General features: G+C 51.7%; 16 protein-coding genes and 1 tRNA gene. 6 read left to right on the top strand and 11 right to left on the bottom strand.

Going from position 1 to position 19,687, the window contains the following annotated elements:
- Nucleotides 1–55 precede the first annotated feature (55 nt).
- Complete coding sequence (locus C7M51_RS20285) at nucleotides 56–1,996, bottom strand: TonB-dependent receptor plug domain-containing protein (protein WP_160623294.1); 1,941 nt, start codon at nucleotides 1,994–1,996, stop codon at nucleotides 56–58.
- Nucleotides 1,997–2,530: 534 nt separating this feature from the next.
- Between C7M51_RS20285 and C7M51_RS20280 the strand changes: the two genes are divergently transcribed.
- Together C7M51_RS20280 and C7M51_RS20275 are read left to right on the top strand one after the other, a co-directional pair.
- Complete coding sequence (locus C7M51_RS20280) at nucleotides 2,531–3,883, top strand: ABC transporter substrate-binding protein (RefSeq protein WP_160623293.1); 1,353 nt, start codon at nucleotides 2,531–2,533, stop codon at nucleotides 3,881–3,883.
- Nucleotides 3,880–5,244 (top strand): di-heme oxidoreductase family protein, encoded by a 1,365-nt coding sequence (locus C7M51_RS20275; RefSeq protein WP_160623292.1) that lies wholly within the window; start codon nucleotides 3,880–3,882, stop codon nucleotides 5,242–5,244. Before C7M51_RS20280 ends, C7M51_RS20275 begins: the two co-directional genes overlap by 4 nt.
- A gap of 153 nt (nucleotides 5,245–5,397) precedes the next feature.
- Here the strand turns inward: C7M51_RS20275 and C7M51_RS20270 are convergent, their stop codons facing one another.
- From C7M51_RS20270 to rlmE, 8 genes are all read right to left on the bottom strand, one after another.
- Nucleotides 5,398–5,652: a putative Se/S carrier-like protein gene (locus C7M51_RS20270; RefSeq protein WP_160623291.1), complete on the bottom strand. Its 255-nt coding sequence runs from the start codon at nucleotides 5,650–5,652 to the stop codon at nucleotides 5,398–5,400.
- Nucleotides 5,649–6,731 carry a YedE family putative selenium transporter gene (gene yedE / locus C7M51_RS20265; protein WP_160623290.1) on the bottom strand — a complete coding sequence of 361 codons (1,083 nt, stop codon included), beginning with the start codon at nucleotides 6,729–6,731 and terminating at the stop codon, nucleotides 5,649–5,651. The genes C7M51_RS20270 and yedE overlap by 4 nt, the downstream gene beginning before the upstream one ends.
- 681 nt (nucleotides 6,732–7,412) lie before the next feature.
- Nucleotides 7,413–7,499: transfer RNA gene (locus C7M51_RS20260), tRNA-Leu, on the bottom strand.
- Between the two features lie 35 nt (nucleotides 7,500–7,534).
- Nucleotides 7,535–7,867 carry a preprotein translocase subunit SecG gene (gene secG, locus C7M51_RS20255; protein WP_160623289.1) on the bottom strand — a complete coding sequence of 111 codons (333 nt, stop codon included), beginning with the start codon at nucleotides 7,865–7,867 and terminating at the stop codon, nucleotides 7,535–7,537.
- Between the two features lie 296 nt (nucleotides 7,868–8,163).
- Nucleotides 8,164–9,498 carry a phosphoglucosamine mutase gene (gene glmM / locus C7M51_RS20250; protein WP_160623288.1) on the bottom strand — a complete coding sequence of 445 codons (1,335 nt, stop codon included), beginning with the start codon at nucleotides 9,496–9,498 and terminating at the stop codon, nucleotides 8,164–8,166.
- A complete protein-coding gene (folP, locus tag C7M51_RS20245) occupies nucleotides 9,495–10,337 on the bottom strand; it encodes a dihydropteroate synthase (RefSeq protein ID WP_160623287.1) in 843 nt (280 codons plus the stop codon). Before folP ends, glmM begins: the two co-directional genes overlap by 4 nt.
- 83 nt (nucleotides 10,338–10,420) lie before the next feature.
- Nucleotides 10,421–12,352 (bottom strand): ATP-dependent zinc metalloprotease FtsH, encoded by a 1,932-nt coding sequence (gene ftsH, locus C7M51_RS20240; RefSeq protein WP_160623286.1) that lies wholly within the window; start codon nucleotides 12,350–12,352, stop codon nucleotides 10,421–10,423.
- 55 nt (nucleotides 12,353–12,407) lie between these two features.
- Nucleotides 12,408–13,037 (bottom strand): 23S rRNA (uridine(2552)-2'-O)-methyltransferase RlmE, encoded by a 630-nt coding sequence (gene rlmE, locus C7M51_RS20235; RefSeq protein WP_160623285.1) that lies wholly within the window; start codon nucleotides 13,035–13,037, stop codon nucleotides 12,408–12,410.
- Between the two features lie 125 nt (nucleotides 13,038–13,162).
- Here rlmE and yhbY point away from each other — a divergent pair, with 125 nt between their 5' ends.
- Nucleotides 13,163–13,456 carry a ribosome assembly RNA-binding protein YhbY gene (gene yhbY / locus C7M51_RS20230; RefSeq protein WP_141174792.1) on the top strand — a complete coding sequence of 98 codons (294 nt, stop codon included), beginning with the start codon at nucleotides 13,163–13,165 and terminating at the stop codon, nucleotides 13,454–13,456.
- A gap of 116 nt (nucleotides 13,457–13,572) precedes the next feature.
- Here yhbY and greA read toward each other — a convergent pair whose 3' ends face one another.
- Nucleotides 13,573–14,049 (bottom strand): transcription elongation factor GreA, encoded by a 477-nt coding sequence (gene greA, locus C7M51_RS20225; protein WP_160623284.1) that lies wholly within the window; start codon nucleotides 14,047–14,049, stop codon nucleotides 13,573–13,575.
- A 249-nt stretch (nucleotides 14,050–14,298) separates the two neighbouring features.
- Here greA and dacB point away from each other — a divergent pair, with 249 nt between their 5' ends.
- From dacB to pmrB, 3 genes are read left to right on the top strand one after another with little or no spacing between them, the layout of a single operon-like run.
- Complete coding sequence (gene dacB / locus C7M51_RS20220) at nucleotides 14,299–15,732, top strand: serine-type D-Ala-D-Ala carboxypeptidase (RefSeq protein ID WP_160623717.1); 1,434 nt, start codon at nucleotides 14,299–14,301, stop codon at nucleotides 15,730–15,732.
- Nucleotides 15,733–15,737: 5 nt separating this feature from the next.
- Nucleotides 15,738–16,400 (top strand): two-component system response regulator PmrA, encoded by a 663-nt coding sequence (gene pmrA, locus C7M51_RS20215; RefSeq protein WP_160623283.1) that lies wholly within the window; start codon nucleotides 15,738–15,740, stop codon nucleotides 16,398–16,400.
- The gene (gene pmrB, locus C7M51_RS20210) at nucleotides 16,397–17,452 is read left to right on the top strand and encodes a two-component system sensor histidine kinase PmrB (RefSeq protein WP_160623282.1); all 1,056 of its coding nucleotides are present in this window, start codon (nucleotides 16,397–16,399) and stop codon (nucleotides 17,450–17,452) included. Before pmrA ends, pmrB begins: the two co-directional genes overlap by 4 nt.
- Before the next feature lie 17 nt (nucleotides 17,453–17,469).
- Here the strand turns inward: pmrB and C7M51_RS20205 are convergent, their stop codons facing one another.
- The gene (locus C7M51_RS20205; RefSeq protein WP_244323855.1) at nucleotides 17,470–19,656 is read right to left on the bottom strand and encodes a TonB-dependent siderophore receptor; all 2,187 of its coding nucleotides are present in this window, start codon (nucleotides 19,654–19,656) and stop codon (nucleotides 17,470–17,472) included.
- Between the last annotated feature and the right edge of the window lie 31 nt (nucleotides 19,657–19,687).

Here is a 19,687-nt window from a genome sequence, read left to right as displayed (position 1 = left end):
TTATACTACAGATACGCCGGATTATCCTGGCACGTTGATTGTTGTAGTTTGCGGCTTAAAAAGTAATACGCAGATTGCCGTAATAACTACGCCCATCAGCCGGATATTCCGTATCATGATAGCGGGCATCGGCATTAAGCAGATTCTTTACGCCAATATTAACGGTAAGTTCCGTCAGCTCTGGCGGGGTGAAACTTAATTTCAGGTTGGTCAGTGCAAAACCTGCCAGTCGATCTCCTCTTTGGTTGATATAACGGGCAGAATTGGTCTCAACGGAGGGAATAATACCCAACCAGGGAAACGGACGAATATCGGCGTAAAAGCTGCCAGCATGGCGTGGAACGTCAGTTAAATGGTTAGACGGGTTATCCAGATCTTTGATTTGCATCCAGGTATAGCTGGCACCAAAGGACAACACTTCGCTGATATAACTATCAACGCCCAGCTCCACACCCTTGCGTTCAACGACGCCTTTAACGTTAATTGCCTGGCGTACCGATTGATCCGGATAGCCGGGGTAATCGCCCTTTTTATAAATCTGCGATTCAATTTTATCGTCGATACGGCTGTAAAACAGATTGGTCGTGAGATGCGTCGCGGCAAAAAGGTTCCCCTGATAGCCTATCTCATAATGTATTGCCTGTTCCGCTTTCAGGCCCGGATTTGGAATGGCAACCCGATCGTCGGCCATATGAACCGAAAAGCGCTCTTTGATTGAAGGCATACGCGATTTACGCGCAACCGTCGCATGAAATTGGTGATCTTTAGCGTACTGCCAGAACAGGCCGATCTGCGGATTCCAGCTATCCATGGTAATCAGCGCTTCTTTTACCGTTTCCGCTTTTCTGGTTTCCCGACGATCGTAAGAGAGGCCAAACTGTAAATCCCATTGCGGCGTAATATGCCAGGTATCTTCCAGACCAAAAGAGAGATTTCTGTCTTCGTAGGTGTAATCGTTGTAGTGATGACTATCCGCCTTGCTTTTCATCATTTCACGATGATTATCCAGCTTGTAATGCACCACCCCTTTCAGACTGTTATCGGTAATCCGCTCCGTACCCAACTCAAGGCTGCCGCCCCAGGAGTAATCATCATAGCTGCTGGTATCACCGTTATAACGCGGCATCAAAAGGCTGTTATCAAATTTATCGTAGTAAACGCGGGGTTTGATATAAGAAGCGTCACCGATACGGGTGTTGGATACGGCGTAGATTGTTTTACGATTCCATTTTGGCCAGCGCCAGGCGGTACCCACATAGCCATCAGCATGAGGATCATAGCCTTTCTCCGCCTCCTGATGCTGATAGCCGATAGTGTATTCATCGGTTTCATTGGGGATGTAACCTATTTTTGCGCTGACCTTCCAGTCTTCCACCTGGTAATTACGACGTCGCGTTCCCTGATAGCGTTTAGCCATTTTATAGTAGTCCCGCTCCAGGCGTGAGGCACCAAGCTGGGTATACCAGTATTCCTGACGCGAGCCGAGGTTAAAGCTGGCCTCCTTACCTTTACCGGTAAAAGCGCCGAGCGTAACGTCTCCTTCAAAAGGGGCCACGGGCTTACGCGACAGAATATTAATGGCACCGCCAATGGCGTTAGGACCATACAGTACCGAGCTATAGCCTTTAGCGACATGAATACTGGCGATATCTGCCGTTGTAAAGCGTGACAGATCCAGATTCCCATCGTAGGGCACGTAAGCGGGTATACCGTCAATATAAACAGGCACTGAGACGCTGCCAAAGCCGCGCACCATAGCGAAAGACTCATTACGCCCGCCAGCTCCTTCTAAAAATGTTACACCGGGCGTCATCGAGAGCGCTTCAGCAACATTCTTTTTCTCCAACAGGTTGATGGTCGCTGAGTCTATCTGGCTTTCCAGCGCATCTGATGGCGAAAGCTGCTGCCCGTAAACAGTAATAGTACCGAGTTGGAAAACGGCATTCTCATCTTCCGCTTTTGCTTCAGAGGGTAACCATACAAGGCCTGAAGTCATAAAGAGGCCAGCCAGAAGAGAGTCTCTGGTGTGACGGAGATATAGTGTTTTGCATCCCTGATTAAATCTCATTATTACTCCATGTATTATGACTTAGTCATTTTATTTTTATTGGTACAAAGGATTTGCGTTGAATATCGGTACAATGAAATAACTGCCGTCCGTCAACCTCAGACAAACTCCCGCCAACCCGATATATATTAAAGTTTATAACGATTGCAGAATAATAATGTTACGGAATCATGTCAATGGATGGCAAAACAAAGCGGACAAGGAATCAAATAATAAATAACATCAATGAAGCGATTAAGCTCACATTTTCCTGATGACTTCACTCACAAATAAAAACCTGGTGAAAAATATTGATTGATAAAAAGGCACTGCGTTATATAAAAATTTATATTACGATAAAGGTAATTAATCCTCCCATTGGCAAAGCCAGGGTTTATTTTTCCTGGCGCTTTTTTTGTATTAAAGAACGGTTTCGTATCGCTAAAAAAACACAAACAGTAAGTTAATAACCAGGTGACCCTCATGAAATATAATAGAAAGCCAGGTACGGAAAATAGCGGTAATCACTGGCATACTATTGTTTATCTTTTCTTGTTGTCACTGAGCTTTTATTGTCAACCTGCGCAGGCCAGTGATAACCGCGTAATTGTGCTTACCAGCTATGCGGAAGAAGTCTCTACCCGTTTTCAGGCCGCCTTTGAACGCGCTTATCCCGGAAAACGGGTAGAGATTTTGTGGCGACACGGCGAAGATGCTTATTACCATCTGATGCAAACGGGCGGTAAAGGTATCGATGTTTACTGGTCACCCGCACCCGGCAACTTTGCCATGTTGCGACGAGATAATCGTTTGGCCCGGCTCAGTCTCGATCGAAAAGCGCTACCTGGCGATCTGGGTGGCGTGGAAATTTCCGATCCCGCAGGCTACTACGCCGCCTTTGAGCTGGCGGGTTATGGTATCGCTTATAACGCCAGAGCGGTCAAAGCGTTAGGCCTGCCGCCGCCAAAAGAGTGGAGCGATCTGGCTGCAATCCCTTACGCAGGCAAAGTTCAGATGCCGATTCCCGGCAGCGTGGGCTTCGCATCGGTATTATATGAAGCAATTTTACAGGGCTATGGATGGGAAAAAGGCTGGGCGTTGTTATCAGAGATTGCCGGAAACGTAACCTTTAATCGCGCGGCTTTTCCTGATGAAAAAGATGCCGTCGCCACGGGTGAAATGGCAGCCAGAATGACGATGGATTTTTTTATATCCATCGCCACCGGAACCGACGGCAGCAATAAGATTAGCTTCTCCTATCCTTCCCGAACGGTTTATAACCCGGCCCATATTGCTATTTTCGCACAGGCTCCGCATCCTGAAACCGCACGCGAGTTTGTTGATTTTGCCCTCTCCACCGAAGGACAAAAGCTGCTACTGCATCCCGATATTCACCGGCTTCCGGTGCGTCCTGCTCTTTATCAGGAAATCTCAGGAATCGCGGTAAACCCTTTCCAGCAGCAGAGTTTTGGCTATAACGCCAGCTTTGGACGGGAGCGTCATGGGCTGATGGTAGCGATATTCGACATTATGTTGGTGCGTTTTCACGATCGGCAGGTGACGCTATGGAAAACATTGCATGCAGCCGAAAGCGCCGGGCTGAGCGCCAGACCTGAAGTACAGCGCGCACGCCAGCTACTCACGACGCCTTTGGTGAGTGATGCAGAACAAAAAGATGCCGCTTTACGTCGGACTTTTGCATTTACTGAGAAAGCGGAGAAATCCTCTTCGCCACAGCGTACAAAGATTGAGAATCAATGGATTAACGCTTTAAAGCAGCGCATGGACGAAGCCAGTCAGCTATTAGCGCCTCATCAGAGGGCCGTGCAGCCATGAATAAATTAATCTCTTTGTTGCTTGCTACGCTGGGCGGCACTCAGCTCTGCCACGCCGCCGAGAAAGCCGGTGGCGACTTTACCACTTCCCGTACGGATCGGGCGGCCTATGAAGAAATCGTCTGGGATAAGCTGGATAAAATCCAGCAGCGTGCAGCCAGCGCCGGACGAGGCTTTGTTCGTCAAACCTGGGTGATTTCTCCTTCGCTAACGCCTGATGTCGCGGGTCTTGGCCCGACTTATAACCGCCCTTCCTGCATATCCTGTCATCCTCACAACGGACGTGGACGGCCACCTGAAATATATGGAGAGCCGATGCGGAGTATGCTGGTTCGCCTCTCCATACCGGGGCAGGATAGCGTCGGCGGCCCGCGTCATGAGCCGCACTATGGCGATCAGCTTAATGAGTTTGGCGCGCCAGGCGTTCCGGGAGAAGGCGAAGCGCGTATTGAATGGGTAAACCTGAGCAAGACATTGCCAGATGGTGAAAAGGTTAATCTGCGTCAGCCCAAAGTAACCTTCCACAATCTTGCATACGGCCCGCTGGACGGCACCGCCTTGTATTCCCTGCGCGTTGCCAGCGTAATGTATGGTCTGGGTTTACTGGAGGCGGTACCTGAAGCGGATATACTCGCTATCGCAGATGAGCAGCGCCGGGAAGGTCGTGGCGTAGCCGGTACCGCAAACCGCGTATGGGATGTGACGAAACAGCGAACTGCACCAGGGCGATTTGGCTGGAAAGCCAATCAGCCAACGGTTCGTCAGCAGATCGCCTCCGCGTTATTAGGGGATATGGGTATTACGACACCTCTGTTTCCGCACCCCAACTGCCCGGCAGTCCAAACCGCCTGCCTTGCGCAAAAAGAGGATAGCCATCCTGAACTCACCAGTGAAACGCTGGATAAAATGACGCTGTATCATTACGTGCTTGCCGTCCCCGCACGCCGCAACGTTGAGGCATCAGACGTGAAGAACGGCGAGAGATTATTTAGCGAGATCGGCTGCGCAAGCTGCCATCGAACTTCACTGAAGACCGGTGATTTCCCGGCATTTCCTGCGCTGGCGGGCCAGTTAATTCATCCTTATACCGATCTGCTGGTACACGATATGGGCGAAGGGCTGGCTGATGGGCGTCCCGATGGTGTTGCCAACGGACGCCAGTGGCGTACGCCTCCGCTGTGGGGAATGGGGCTGCTGGAAAAAATCAATGAACACACCACGCTATTGCATGACGGACGTGCCAGAAATCCTCTGGAAGCGATTTTATGGCATGACGGTGAAGCACAGGACGCTCGCATTCGTTTTGAAAATCTCAGCAAATCAGAGCGTGAGTCTGTGATTCACTTTCTGAACTCCCTGTAGCCAGAATGTAAGAACGTCTGCCTGTAAGCAAAACAATAAAATCGTTAAGCAACAGCACCTGCTTTTCTGCGGGCAGACAGACATTGACGATCCGCGCTACTGCGATGATAAATTGCTATATTGCCAATAACATTAATTTACTATCAGGCACCATTACTGTTCATCTCGCCACATTAAGACCGGGAAACTCTCATTGTCCAGACGATATACTGCGCTGACATCCTGATTCAAAAATGGCTGAAAACAGTCATCATGAGGCAGATTAAAAGATACGGCTACCCCGCACTCGGCGGTAAGCTGGCGCGGCGCATCGAATACGCGAAACATAATTTGCCGCTGGGCCAGCGCTTTCTTTAATAAAACAGCCCCCAGCGGCGTGTGAAACAAAAAAAGGTAGCGGATATTCATTGGCCCTCATTGCCTGCGCTTTGCAGTATCTTGCGCGCCTTAAGGGTATATATTCCTCCAATACACAGCGCAAGTAAGATACCAACGATAACAATGGTTTTACCACCTGCGGTTGGACCCGCAGGGCTTGAGGCTAACGAAAAGTTATGTGCCGCCGCCGCGCCCAATAACATGCCCAGTACGCTTATCGCTGCATCAGAACTTCCCTGACCGGCACTCACCAGCTGACGTAGAGGACAACCGGTAATAAACACGCCACACAGCCCGACTAATGCCATGGATAAAAAGTTCCAGACACCATCTGAATGGGCGATCGGTTGATGTTCAAAGCCCAGTGTAAATTTTCCCAGATAAAGATTGCCGATGGCTACCAGCAGGGTCAGGGCCAGCACACCCAGCGCCATGGAGAAATTACGCGTCAGGAAGACGCTTTTAGCCATACCGATAAAACAGAAGCGGGTACGCTGGACAATAATGCCGATCAGCAATCCGCCAGCTAAAGAGATCCAGACCGGCGCGTGACTGGCTCCCGGACCTTTTACGCTGGATTTAAACAGTTCGCTGTTCAGTAAAAAGAGCAATAGCAGCACAAAACAAGCTGCCGGGAAGATAATACCTTCCAGCGAACTCTGGCGGAAATTACGCGGCAGCGTAAACCCTTTTTTGATAAACAGGCACCCAATGCCGATCCCCGTTACCAAACCAGCTAAACCGATAAGTGCATTCAGATCGCCAGCGCCCAGACGCAGCATCATACGCAGCGGGCAACCTAAAAATACCAGGCATCCCAGCATCATAAAAAAGCCCAGAGTGAAGCGAATAACGGGTGCCGAACCACCTTTCGCGCTAAATTCCCGAAATAATAAGGCTGATGCAAAAGCCCCAATAACGAATCCCACAACTTCTGGTCTGAAGTATTGTACGGTAGCGGCACCGTGTAAATTAAGGCTGCCTGCGCTGTCACGTAAAAAACAGGCAACGCAAACCCCCATATTTGGCGGATTCCCGGCTTCGCCCAGCATTAAAGCAATTGCGCCAATAATACAGCCGCAAATAATCAACACCCATGTTTTAGACATAATCTCTTCCTGAAAATGGGTTAATAATTTTATTGATAAACAAGCTTTGTAATTATGTACTTTAGAACTTTTCGTTTGGCAAAAATGGGGGGTAGTTCAACTTTTTACCGCCAGCAGAGGCTGGATTACGAGGCTTGCTTAGACGTGGCTACCGTTGCTGAACCAAAGAAAAAATGACTGCCGCAGCTAAAAGGTCTTTTCTTGTTAACTACAGACACCATAAATTAATTAAATTTGTGAATTTTATATTAATTTAAATATTATTGCTGCGACAGATAAACTGTTACCTGAATGCTATGGTGCCCGCTTATGCGCCATTTTTCTGATAAAGTGAAAATGCGTTATAAAAGAAAAATACACGGCAGAAAACAGTAGTTACAGGAGCCTCAGACACAACAAAAAAGTTATTAACACCAGTAATTAATTTTATTACAGAGACGAAGGCCAATTTGATTATTATCAGGCCAACAAACTGTAATGAAACAAACGCGTAGTACTGTTATACCAACAAATGTAGCCATAACCGACAAGCGCCCGTTTTCAGGTTATATTTCGCCAGCAGAGGGAATTAATATCAATTGCGTCAGGTTGACGTTGAGAAGGTTTAAACGGGGAGAAAGCCAGTATTTACGCGAACTACAGATACAAAAACAGACGCCGTTAGCGTCTGTAATCGAATATTGGTACCGAGGACGGGACTTGAACCCGTAAGCCCAATCGGGCACTACCACCTCAAGGTAGCGTGTCTACCAATTCCACCACCTCGGCACTTAAGACAACAGCGTTCGCTGCGTCAGAACAACTTACTGCGGGATATCACTGCCCGGCGCTGCCGGTTGAGCTGGAGCAGTCTGCTGAGACTGGGCCGGCTGAGACAGATTTTCCCACTCGCTACCTTTGGTCGTCTTGTTGCTGTTCAGGTTACCCAGAATCAGGCTGATAACGAAGAACAGGGTTGCCAGCACTGCGGTCATACGGGTCATGAAGTTACCAGAACCTGCAGAACCAAACAGCGTCGCGGAAGCGCCTGCACCAAAAGAGGCTCCCATATCAGCGCCTTTACCCTGCTGCAGCATGATCAGACCCACAAGGCCAATTGCCACTAACAGAAAAACGACTAACAGAGCTTCGTACATAATTAACCTGTTTCCTTGCGCGGTTACCGCACATCAAAAGCTTCAAACCAATAACGGGGATAATGCTCATCACCCATCAGAAGCGGGTGTGAATACTAACCAAAGGTTTCGACATCTGCAAGCGCAATTTGTTGCACGCGCGCTGTTTGCAGAAAAAAACGTCATGTCGCTGTTTTTTACGTCGAAATCCAGCGGCCATCCAGCGATAAAAATACCCGTTAACCAGCCGGGCGCACCTGCACAGCTGCGCCCGGAACTACTCAGAATAACGCCGACTAACCCAACGTCGACGCCTTTTAAGCCGTTTTTACCGCATCGGCAATGCGATGCGCCAGCGCGGTGACCTGCGCCTCGTCTTCGCCTTCTACCATGACGCGAATTAGCGGCTCAGTGCCCGATTTGCGCAGCAGCACGCGTCCACGTCCGGCCAGCGCTTTTTCCACCTCGGCGGTCACCGTTTTAACTTCGGCGCTTTCCAGCGGATCGCTGGTGCCGCTAAAGCGAACGTTAACCAGAATCTGTGGCAGCAGCTTCATGCCGCTGCAAAGATCGTGCAATGTCATATGATTACGTGCCATAGCAGTAAGCACTTGCAAACCTGCAACGATGCCGTCGCCGGTAGTGGTTTTATCCAACAGGATAACGTGACCGGAGTTTTCCGCCCCAAGACGCCAGTTTTTCTCCTGCAGTTTTTCCAGCACGTAGCGGTCGCCGACTTTAGCGCGAGCAAAAGGAATGCCCAGCTGTTTTAACGCCAGTTCCAGCCCCATATTGCTCATCAGCGTACCCACCACACCGCCGCGCAGCTGACCCTGACGCAGGCCTTCACGTGCGATGATGTAGAGGATCTGGTCGCCATCAACTTTATTTCCCAGGTGATCGACCATGATGACGCGATCGCCATCGCCATCAAAGGCCAGCCCAACATCTGCCTTCTCTTCCACCACGCGTTTTTGTAGCGCACGCACGTCAGTAGCACCACATTCTTTATTGATGTTCACGCCATCGGGCTGTACGCCAAAAGAGATAACCGTTGCGCCCAGTTCGCGCAGCACGTTAGGCGCAATATGGTAGGTAGCGCCGTTGGCGCAATCGACCACGATTTTCAGGCCGTTCAGGCTCAGCTCGCTGGGGAAAGTTCCTTTGCAAAACTCAATATAGCGTCCGGCGGCATCAACGATGCGGCTGGCACGTCCCAGCGCTGCGGAATCAACGCAGGTAAGCGGCTTTTCCATCTCCAGCTCGATCGCTTCTTCCACTTCATCCGGCAGCTTGGTGCCTTCGGAAGAGAAAAATTTAATGCCGTTATCTTCAAACGGATTATGCGAGGCGGAAATAACGATACCGGCTTCCGCACGGAAAGTGCGCGTCAGGTAGGCCACGGCCGGCGTCGGCATCGGGCCGGTAAACGAAGCGGAAAGCCCTGCCGCTGCCAGGCCCGCTTCCAGCGCCGACTCCAGCATATAGCCGGAGATACGAGTATCTTTGCCGATAATAATTTTTTTCGAACCGTGGCGCGCCAGCACTTTCCCCGCAGCCCAGCCCAGCTTAAGCACAAAATCAGGCGTGATAGGCATTTCGCCTACTTTTCCGCGAATACCGTCGGTGCCAAAATATTTACGATTACTCATGCATTTTCTTCCTTCGCTGAACGTGTCGCTTCGACGACGCGCATGGCTTCTACCGTCTCTTTAACGTCGTGGGCGCGTATAATTTGCGCGCCCTGCATCGCCGCGATAACCGCGCAGGCCAGGCTACCGGTCAGACGCTGAGACGGGCCTACATTCAGCAGTTGTCCAATCATCGATTTACGTGACATTCCAACCAACAGCGGCAGGCCAAAGTGGTGGAAATCTGCCAGGTGCGCCAACAGTTGATAGTTGTGGCTGAGATTCTTACCGAATCCAAAGCCGGGGTCGAGTAGCAGCTGCGATTTTTTAATCCCTGCATTCTCACAGCGAGCAATATGGTAAGCGAAAAAATCATCAATTTCTTGCAGCAGATTCGTATAGTGCGGCGCGGTCTGCATGTTGTTCGGCTCTCCCTGCATATGCATCAGGCAAACCGGCAGACCCGTTTCCGCCGCCGCTTCCAGCGCACCCGGCAGCTGTAGCGAACGAATGTCGTTAATAATGTGAGCGCCCACTCTCGCTGATTCTCTTATCACTTCAGGTTTTGAGGTATCAACCGAGATCCAGACTTCAAAGCGTTGCGCGATCGCTTCCACTACCGGAATAACACGTTCCAGCTCTTCGTCAGTGCTAACCTCAGCAGCGCCGGGACGGGTCGATTCTCCGCCGACATCAATAATTGTCGCACCAGCATTAATCATTTCGTTGGCATGGGTCAGCGCTGCGATCAGAGTGGCGTGCTGCCCGCCATCGGAAAAAGAGTCAGGTGTAACGTTAAGAATGCCCATGACATGGGGATGAGACAGATCCAGCAGGGAATCCCGTGCGTACAGCTTCATCTTAAACTGCTCCTTTCTGCTTTCGTCAATTTTTGAATGTAAAAAACCCCGGACCAGCCGGGGTTTTTAGAGGCCTTGCACGATTATTTATTAAACTGCTCGGACATCGTGTTGCCTGGGTTCGGCGTACGCGGTTCATCAACCGGACGCGGTGCCTTTGGCGAGCCGTTGTTATCTGAACCGGAACCTGCACTCGGATCTTCCCAGCCTGCTGGCGGACGTACTTCACGACGTGCCATCAGATCATCGATTTGCGGCGCGTCGATGGTTTCATACTTCATCAACGCGTCTTTCATCGCATGCAGGATATCCATATTTTCGTTCAGGATACGGCGAGCGCGCTGATAGTTAGTATCAATCAACTGCTTCACTTCCTGGTCGATAATACGCGCCGTTTCATCAGACATATGCTTGGCTTTCGCTACGGAGCGACCGAGGAAAACTTCTCCTTCTTCTTCCGCATACAGCAACGGCCCCAGCTTCTCAGAGAAGCCCCACTGCGTCACCATGTTACGCGCCAGGTTAGTCGCTACCTTAATGTCGTTAGAAGCACCGGTAGAAACGTGTTCCGCACCGTAAATGATCTCTTCGGCCAGACGACCGCCGTACAGCGTTGAAATCTGGCTTTCCAGCTTCTGCCGACTGGCGCTAATCGCATCGCCTTCAGGCAGGAAGAACGTAACGCCCAATGCACGACCGCGCGGAATAATGGTGACCTTGTGTACCGGATCGTGTTCCGGCACCAGGCGACCGATAATCGCATGGCCCGCTTCGTGATAAGCAGTTGACTCTTTCTGCGCTTCCGTCATCACCATGGAGCGACGTTCCGCACCCATCATGATTTTGTCTTTCGCTTTCTCAAACTCAACCATTGAAACTACACGCTTATTGCCACGGGCAGCAAACAGTGCCGCTTCATTCACCAGGTTAGCCAGATCGGCACCGGAGAAGCCCGGCGTACCACGCGCAATGATCGCGGCATCAATATCGGTAGCCAGCGGTACGCGACGCATATGCACTTTCAGAATTTGCTCACGACCACGCACGTCCGGCAGACCAACCACAACCTGACGGTCAAAACGGCCTGGACGCAGCAGCGCCGGGTCAAGTACGTCAGGACGGTTAGTCGCAGCGATGACGATAATACCTTCGTTGCCTTCAAAGCCATCCATCTCAACCAGCATCTGGTTCAGCGTTTGCTCACGCTCATCGTGACCACCGCCTAAGCCTGCGCCACGCTGACGCCCTACCGCATCGATTTCATCGATAAAGATGATGCAGGGTGCCGCTTTCTTCGCCTGCTCAAACATATCACGCACGCGTGAAGCACCGACGCCGACGAACATTTCAACAAAGTCAGAACCGGAAATAGTAAAGAACGGCACTTTCGCTTCGCCAGCAATGGCTTTCGCCAGCAGCGTTTTACCGGTACCCGGCGGGCCCACCATTAGCACGCCTTTCGGAATTTTACCGCCCAGCTTCTGGAAGCGGCTTGGCTCACGCAGGTATTCCACCAGCTCGCCCACTTCCTCTTTCGCTTCGTCACAGCCTGCAACATCAGCAAAAGTGGTTTTAATCTGGTCTTCCGTCAGCATGCGGGCTTTGCTCTTACCAAAGGACATCGCGCCCTTGCCACCGCCACCCTGCATTTGACGCATAAAGAAAATCCAGACACCGATCAGCAACAGCATTGGGAACCAGGAGATGAAGATAGAAGCCAGCAGGCTCGGTTCTTCCGGCGGTTCACCGACAACTTTCACATTTTTAGTCAACAGGTTATCGAGCAACTTGGGATCGTTGACGGGAATGTAGGTCGTGTATTTATTACTGTCTTTCTTAATAACGTTGATTTCACGCCCGTTAATACGTGCCTCGCGGACCTGATCCTGATTCACTTCCGACAGGAAGGTTGAATAATCAACCCTACGGCCACTCGACTCGCTGGGCCCAAAGCTCTGGAAGACAGACATCAGCACGACCGCGATGACTAACCAGAGAATCAGGTTTTTCGCCATGTCACTCAAGGGATTAACCTCATATTACAACTGTGTTAACAGACAGCGTAGGGTACTATAGTTTGCGCCCTGTCGCTACAATGTACACTTCGCGTGAACGTGATCGCGAAGCGTCCGGCTTACGAATTTTCACTTTCGTAAACAGGGAGCGAATTTCCCGCAGGTATTCATCGAAGCCATCTCCCTGAAATACTTTCACTACAAAACTGCCGCCGGGTGCCAGTACATCGCGACACATATCCAACGCCAGTTCAACCAAATACATCGACCGGGGAATATCCACGGCGGGCGTACCGCTCATGTTAGGTGCCATATCGGACATGACTACCTGCACTTTCTCTTCACCGACACGTTCCATCAACGCTTTGATTACCGATTCTTCACGAAAATCGCCCTGAAGGAAATCGACCCCAACGATAGGATCCATCGGCAAAATGTCACAGGCAATAATACGGCCCTTTGAGCCTATCTGGGTAGCAACATATTGCGACCAGCCGCCAGGGGCTGCGCCAAGGTCTACGACGGTCATACCGGGTCTGAACAGCTTATCGCCCTGCTGTATCTCATCAAGTTTAAACCAGGCGCGTGAACGCAACCCTTTTTTCTGTGCCTGCTGCACATATTTATCGCTAAAGTGTTCCTGAAGCCAGCGGCTGGAACTGGCCGAACGCTTTTTACCTGTCATACTTTTTCCAACTATTCTTCATCGTAGCGATAAATAACCAAACAGACTGACGTCGTATTTGGTGATATACCAGAGATGGCGGTAGAATGTACCGTTTTCAATCCCAATGTAAGTAAAAATATACGATGAATCTGAGTACCAAACAAAAACAGCACCTGAAAGGTCTGGCGCACCCGCTGAAACCTGTTGTTATGCTGGGCAACAGCGGCCTGACTGAAGGCGTGCTGGCCGAAATCGAGCAGGCGCTTGCGCATCACGAACTGATTAAGGTGAAAATCGCTACCGAAGACCGGGAAACCAAAAACCTGGTGGTGGAAGCTATTGTTCGTGAAACGGGAGCCTGTAACGTACAGGTTATCGGCAAGACGCTGGTGCTGTATCGCCCGTCAGAAGAACGCAAAATCTCTTTACCGCGTTAATCACACTAGCTGTTTCTTAGCCGGGAGAAATTGCCATGCTCCTGCACTGGATAAAAGGCCGCAACGCGGCCTTTTTCCTTTCTTTACATTTAGGCGGCGTTTAGTGCAGCAGAGATTTAAAGATATTCTACCTTCAGAATTTCATACTCTACATCACCACCGGGGGTTTTAATCACCACCACGTCGTCCACCTCTTTGCCGATCAGCCCGCGCGCCATCGGCGAGTTCACCGAAATAAGATTCTGTTTATAATCCGCTTCGTCATCGCCAACGATACGCCAGGTCGACTCTTCGTCAGTATCAAGGTTCAGTACGGAGACTGTTGCACCAAAGATCACACGGCCATTGTTCGGCATTTTGGTGACGTCAATCACCTGCGCATTAGAGAGCTTGGCCTCGATCTCCTGAATACGTCCTTCACAAAAGCCCTGCTCTTCGCGTGCCGCGTGATACTCGGCATTCTCTTTCAGATCGCCATGCTCACGCGCTTCCGCTATCGAGGCAATAATACGGGGGCGTCTGACGGTCTTCAGCTCTTCGAGTTCTTCACGCAGCTTTTCCGCGCCCCTTAACGTCATCGGAATCTGATTCATTTCAATACCTCGTCATCGGTCCTGTTTGCTTGTTGTCGTCCTGACCTGTAGTGGTCGGCCTGACGCGTTGTGCAACGCTACCGGCTGATTCGCAAACAAAAGAAACCTGACCCGGAGCAAGCTCCAGGTCAGGATTCAGGTTTGCATTTTGATACGTATTTTAACCCAGAGTTCCCTGTGGGTCATCGTTTACTTTCTACCGTAATGCACCGTAGTATGACGGCTTCACCCGTCAGTTACCGCGAGATTATGCGATTTTCACGACTTGTTACCGGATTAACCTGTGCGTTTATGCTGCAGGCTCATGCAGCATCTGTGGAAGAATACACACAATACTTACCGGATGGCGCAAACCTGGCGCTGATGGCACAGAAAGTGGGTTCATCAACGCCGCTGGTCGATTATCACAGTAAACAAATGGCTTTGCCAGCCAGCACGATGAAAGTAGTGACTGCGCTCGCAGCCCTGCTGGAGCTGGGGCCCGATTTTCGTTTCCGCACCACGCTGGAGACCGAAGGTAAGATCGATAACGGTACGCTGAAAGGCGATCTTATTGCTCGTTTCGGCGGCGATCCGACGCTTTCCCGTCAGGATCTTCGCAATATGGTGGCAGCGTTAACCAAACAGGGTATCACTCATATCCAGGGAAACCTGGTGGTGGATACGTCGGTCTTCTCCAGCCATGATAAGGCACCGGGCTGGCCGTGGAATGACAATACGCAGTGTTTTAGCGCCCCGCCTGCCGCAGCGATTGTCGATAAAAACTGCTTTTCTGTTTCGCTCTACAGCGCTGAGCGCCCCAACGATAATGCCTTTATCCGCGTGGCCTCTTATTATCCGGTAACCATGTTCAGCCAGGTACGTACCTTAGCAAAGGGCTCGCCGGATGCGCCCTACTGTGAGCTGGACGTCGTGCCGGGAGAACTTAACCGCTACACGCTTACCGGCTGCATGACGCAGCGTAGCGAGCCGCTGCCGCTGGCTTTCGCCATTCAGGATGGTGCGGCCTGGGCGGGCGCTATTCTGAAAGCGATGCTGCAAGATGCCGGCATCGATTACAGCGGGCATCTGGTACGCCAGACGCGCGTTACCGAACCCGGTACGCTGCTGGCGGAAACGCAATCTGCACCGTTACACGATCTGCTGAAAATTATGCTGAAAAAATCGGACAATATGATTGCCGATACGGTTTTCCGCACTATCGGGCGTCACTATTTTAATGTTCCCGGCACCTGGCGGGCAGGCTCTGACGCCGTGCGCCGCTTGCTGCGTCAGAAAGCCAATATCGATTTAGGCAACAGCATTCAGGTGGATGGCTCCGGTTTGTCACGCCACGATCTGATTGCGCCAGCAACCATGATGCAGGTGTTGCAATATATCGCGCAAAACGATCAGCAGCTAAACTTCATCTCAATGCTGCCGCTGGCGGGCTATGACGGCACGCTGCGCTATCGTGGCGGGCTACATGAGGCAGGCGTTGACGGCAAGGTCTCTGCAAAAACCGGATCGCTTTCTGGCGTCTATAATCTGGCGGGCTTTATCACCACCGCCAGCGGGCAGCGCGTCGCCTTTGTACAGTTCCTTTCCGGCTATGCGGTACCGCCTGAAGATAAACGTATACGGCGCGTGCCGCTGGTGCGCTTTGAAAGTCGGTTATACAAGGATATCTACCAGAACAACTGAGCCTGATGAAGATACTGATTGTTGAAGACGATCTGCTGCTACAGGAAGGCGTAGCGCTTGCCTTAGGCGGCGAGGGCTACGCCACCGACTGCGCAGCAAAAGGCGTGGAGGCGGAGGCGCTATTGCAAAGCGGACAATATAGCCTGATCGTGCTCGATCTCGGCCTGCCGGACGCAGACGGCACGGATCTGCTGCGCCGCTGGCGACGGCAGGGAATCGATCTGCCGGTTCTGATCCTGACGGCGCGTGATGCGCTGGAAGATCGCGTCGGCGGGCTGGACGCCGGAGCCGATGATTATCTGGTGAAACCTTTTGCACTGGCGGAGCTTAAGGCTCGCGTGCGGGCGCTAATCCGCCGTTACCAGGGGCGCAGCGATAATTTGCTTCAGCATGGCGATCTGGCGCTGAATCTCTCTTCGCTTCAGGTGGCGGTAGAAAATCAACCGGTAGAGGTAACGCCAAAAGAGTTTGCCCTGCTGACCCGCCTGCTGATGCGCATCGGGCAAACGGTGCATCGCGAAACTTTACAGCAGGATCTCTACAGCTGGCAGGATGATAACGGCTCCAATACACTCGAAGTACATATTCATAATCTGCGACGTAAGCTGGGCAAGGATCGCATTAAAACGGTACGCGGCGTTGGCTATCGGCTGGAAGAACGCTCGTGAACAGTATGCGGCGTCGCTTGTTATTGATGCTGGCGCTGATTCTGCTTACCTGCCAGCTGATGAGTGCCATCTGGCTCTGGCACGAAAGCCGTGAGCAGATTAGCTTTCTGGTTAACGAAACGCTGACGGCGAAAGCACGTAATCAGCACGTCGAAAATGAGATACGCGAGGCGATCGCTTCGCTGCTGTTGCCTTCGCTGGTGATGGTGGGCTTTACGCTGGTGCTCTCCTTCTGGGCTATCAGCTGGATCATTCGTCCGCTTAATGCGTTACAGGCAAGCCTGGCGGAACGCTCTGCCGATAACCTCTCACCTCTTCCTACCTTTTCAGAAATGGACGAGATCGTAGCGGTAACGCGTGCTCTGAATCAGCTGCTGGCAAGGCTGAATCAGACGCTACAGCAGGAACGGCTGTTTACTGCGGATGCGGCGCATGAGCTGCGCACTCCGCTGGCGGGCCTGCGGCTGCATCTTGAGCTGATGGCACAGCAGGAGATCAGGCAGGCACCGATGCTGGTAACGCGCGTCGATCAGCTGATGCACGTGATTGAGCAGCTATTGATGCTGTCGCGTGCCGGCCAGGCATTAGCAAGTGGTCACTATCAAACGCTACACTGGCAGCAGGACATTTTCGCTCCGCTACAGGCAGAAACAGGAGAGATGCTGAAACAGCGGCGTCAGCGCCTCACCTGGCCGTTGGCGAACGGAAAAGTAGAGGGCGATGCGGTCCTACTGCGGCTGATGCTGCGTAACCTGCTGGAAAACGCCTCACGCTACAGCCCGGAAGATTCACTGATCCAGCTGGAGTTAGTAACCGACATTAACGGCAGCCTGCTGCGCGTGGTGGATGAGGGGCCAGGTATTGAGGAGGAGAGCGCCAGCGAATTAACTCAGGCGTTTCATCGTCGCGATCGGCGTTACGGCGGTAGCGGGCTGGGCTTAAATATTGTACTGCGTATTTTGCAGCTGCATGGCGGCAAACTACAGCTAACGAACCGCCAGGATCGCTCTGGCCTGGAGGCGCAATGCTGGCTGCCCGTCAGCCTTAATTAAGACTAACGGGCACAGGATCAGAAATGCGTATTCAAACCAAGATACCAGGTTCGCCCCGATTCGTTATAGGTATTCGCGCCCGCGCCATACATATAAGAATTGGTCACGGCATTACCGGTTGTTTGCGCATTGCCGGCGCGGAAATGGCGCTTATCCAGTAAATTATCCACTCCCAGCGTAACGCTGACATACTTATTCACTTCCAGCGTGCCGCTTAACCCTACAACGGAGTAAGGACTAACTTCATCTCTCTCGCTGCCCGTAATGGCCTCTCCCTTGTAGTTGTACTTTTTCGGCGTCTGGCGTCCATACCAGGTAAACGTGGTTTGCAATGACAGATCCTGTGTCGCCTGCCAGCTCAGCATCGAGTTTAAGGTGTACTGCGGAATAATCGATAGCCGATCGCCGGTCTCTTTGTTCTTACTTTGCAGCATCCAGGTCAGGTTATTGCTCCAGATAATCGTCTCTCCGAGCGGAAAATTAACCGTTCCTTCCAGACCTTCAACTACCGCCTTTGGCACATTTTCCCAGCGATAGAGATCGGTCTTGCCGTTAGTCGAAACCCCGCTGGGAAGATAGCCCGCCTCGATTTTGTCTCGGTAGTCATTACGGAACCAGGTAACGCCCACCTGATAATCCTCATGTTTCCACTCCAGACCTGCTTCTTTATTGATGCTGGTTTCCGCCTGTAGCTCGTCGTTGCCCATCAGATAACAGGCACCGCTGCTGGCAGCACAGCCCTGGCCACGGCTGTAAAGAATATAGTTAGGATTGGTCTGGTAAAGGCTGGGAGCTTTGTAAGCTCTGGCGATGCCGAGCTTCAACGTCACCTCATCGCCCAATGCCTGAGAAAGGTTCAGTGACGGGCTCCAGTTATCGCCAACGATAGTGTGATGATCGAAACGTAGCGCCGGAACCAGCATCGTACTGTCGGTCAGTTCCAGGTTATCCTCCGCAAACAGCGAAAATATCTCCGCCTGGCTGTAGGGGCTACGGCTACCGGTAGCAATACCGGCAATATTGCCACCCGTTAGCGGTTGCGTGGTCGAGCTGGGATCTTTCATCCGCTGCTGGTTCCATTCCGTCCCCAGCGTTGCGGTCTGGTTTACCAGCCAGTTAAAAGGTACGCTGATTTCGCTATGCAGCAGCACGTTGTTCAGTTCGATTGTGGAAAAACCTTCGTTAGCGAAAATACCTTCGGTACCGCCCGCCAGCCCCTCATTCAACCTGTTGTTGCGGGTATTTTCATACTGTGCAAAGCTATTAGTGCTGATTCCATTATCCCAGCCGCCGGTCCAGGTCACGGCGAAATTTTGCCGATAAAGCCGGTTAGTTTCCTTACCGTAGAACTTATTTACCAGCGCGTTAGTATTCGTGTTTTGCGTGTCGCCCGCGTAGCGGTTACCCTGACGACTGTAGCCTGCTTCAAATTCCAGCGCCTGCATTGGGGCGAAAGCCCAGCGCAGTAAGGCGTTGATATCTTTATTTTCTGAACCTTCACGTCCTGCAGGCACCGTATCACTATAGCTGCCGGTACGCAGGGATTGATGTCCTTCATTAATAAACTGAGCATCCGCCTGAGTTTTGCTTAATCCACCATAAAGTCGGAAGCTCAGCGCTTCACCCAGCGGGCCACTCAGGCTAAAGCTGGTGCGTTTTGTCGAACCCTCTTCATCATGCTGTGGAATGTTGTAATAGCTGTTCCATGAGCCGTGCCAGTCGTCGAGCTGTTTTTTAGTAATGATATTTACCACACCGCCTGCCGCACCGTTGCCATAGCGCGCTGCCGCCGGGCCACGGATAACATCAATACGTTCAACCAGCTCCGCAGGCACCCAGTTGCTGTCGCCGCGCGTATCCCGTTCGCCGCGCCAGCCCAGACGCACAGCATTACGGCTGGTGACCGGACGTCCATCGATCAGGATTAACGTGTTTTCCGGCCCCATACCGCGAATGTCGATTTGCCGGTTATTGCCGCGCTGGCCACTGGTAGAATTGCCGGTAAGGTTAACGCCCGGCATGGTGCGAATAATTTCCGAAACATCACGAGCAGGTGGATGTCTTTCTATCTGCTGCGCAGAGATGGTGGAGACGCCTGGTGCCTGTAACGTCTGCTGCTGAGCCGTCACGACCAACGTCCCTTCTTCCGCCTCATCCGTTTCTCTGGCCGTCGATTCCCCTGTCGCTGCCGCTGCTGCGCCCATGACGCCTGCCAGCGTCAGCGGCATTAAAAAG

Source organism: Mixta intestinalis (assembly GCF_009914055.1).
GTDB lineage: Bacteria > Pseudomonadota > Gammaproteobacteria > Enterobacterales > Enterobacteriaceae > Mixta > Mixta intestinalis.
The sequence above is the reverse complement of the archived record's forward strand: the minus strand, read 5'-3'. Positions and strand labels throughout refer to the sequence as shown.

Bases quoted from the DNA above. Each gene is read 5' to 3' on its own strand.
- C7M51_RS20285 (WP_160623294.1), bottom strand. From the start codon at position 1,996: ATGACTTCAGGCCTTGTATGGTTACCCTCTGAAGCAAAAGCGGAAGAT.
- C7M51_RS20280 (WP_160623293.1), top strand. From the start codon at position 2,531: ATGAAATATAATAGAAAGCCAGGTACGGAAAATAGCGGTAATCACTGG.
- C7M51_RS20275 (WP_160623292.1), top strand. From the start codon at position 3,880: ATGAATAAATTAATCTCTTTGTTGCTTGCTACGCTGGGCGGCACTCAG.
- C7M51_RS20270 (WP_160623291.1), bottom strand. From the start codon at position 5,652: ATGAATATCCGCTACCTTTTTTTGTTTCACACGCCGCTGGGGGCTGTT.
- yedE (WP_160623290.1), bottom strand. From the start codon at position 6,731: ATGTCTAAAACATGGGTGTTGATTATTTGCGGCTGTATTATTGGCGCA.
- secG (WP_160623289.1), bottom strand. From the start codon at position 7,867: ATGTACGAAGCTCTGTTAGTCGTTTTTCTGTTAGTGGCAATTGGCCTT.
- glmM (WP_160623288.1), bottom strand. From the start codon at position 9,498: ATGAGTAATCGTAAATATTTTGGCACCGACGGTATTCGCGGAAAAGTA.
- folP (WP_160623287.1), bottom strand. From the start codon at position 10,337: ATGAAGCTGTACGCACGGGATTCCCTGCTGGATCTGTCTCATCCCCAT.
- ftsH (WP_160623286.1), bottom strand. From the start codon at position 12,352: ATGGCGAAAAACCTGATTCTCTGGTTAGTCATCGCGGTCGTGCTGATG.
- rlmE (WP_160623285.1), bottom strand. From the start codon at position 13,037: ATGACAGGTAAAAAGCGTTCGGCCAGTTCCAGCCGCTGGCTTCAGGAA.
- yhbY (WP_141174792.1), top strand. From the start codon at position 13,163: ATGAATCTGAGTACCAAACAAAAACAGCACCTGAAAGGTCTGGCGCAC.
- greA (WP_160623284.1), bottom strand. From the start codon at position 14,049: ATGAATCAGATTCCGATGACGTTAAGGGGCGCGGAAAAGCTGCGTGAA.
- dacB (WP_160623717.1), top strand. From the start codon at position 14,299: ATGCGATTTTCACGACTTGTTACCGGATTAACCTGTGCGTTTATGCTG.
- pmrA (WP_160623283.1), top strand. From the start codon at position 15,738: ATGAAGATACTGATTGTTGAAGACGATCTGCTGCTACAGGAAGGCGTA.
- C7M51_RS20205 (WP_244323855.1), bottom strand. From the start codon at position 19,656: ATGGGCGCAGCAGCGGCAGCGACAGGGGAATCGACGGCCAGAGAAACG.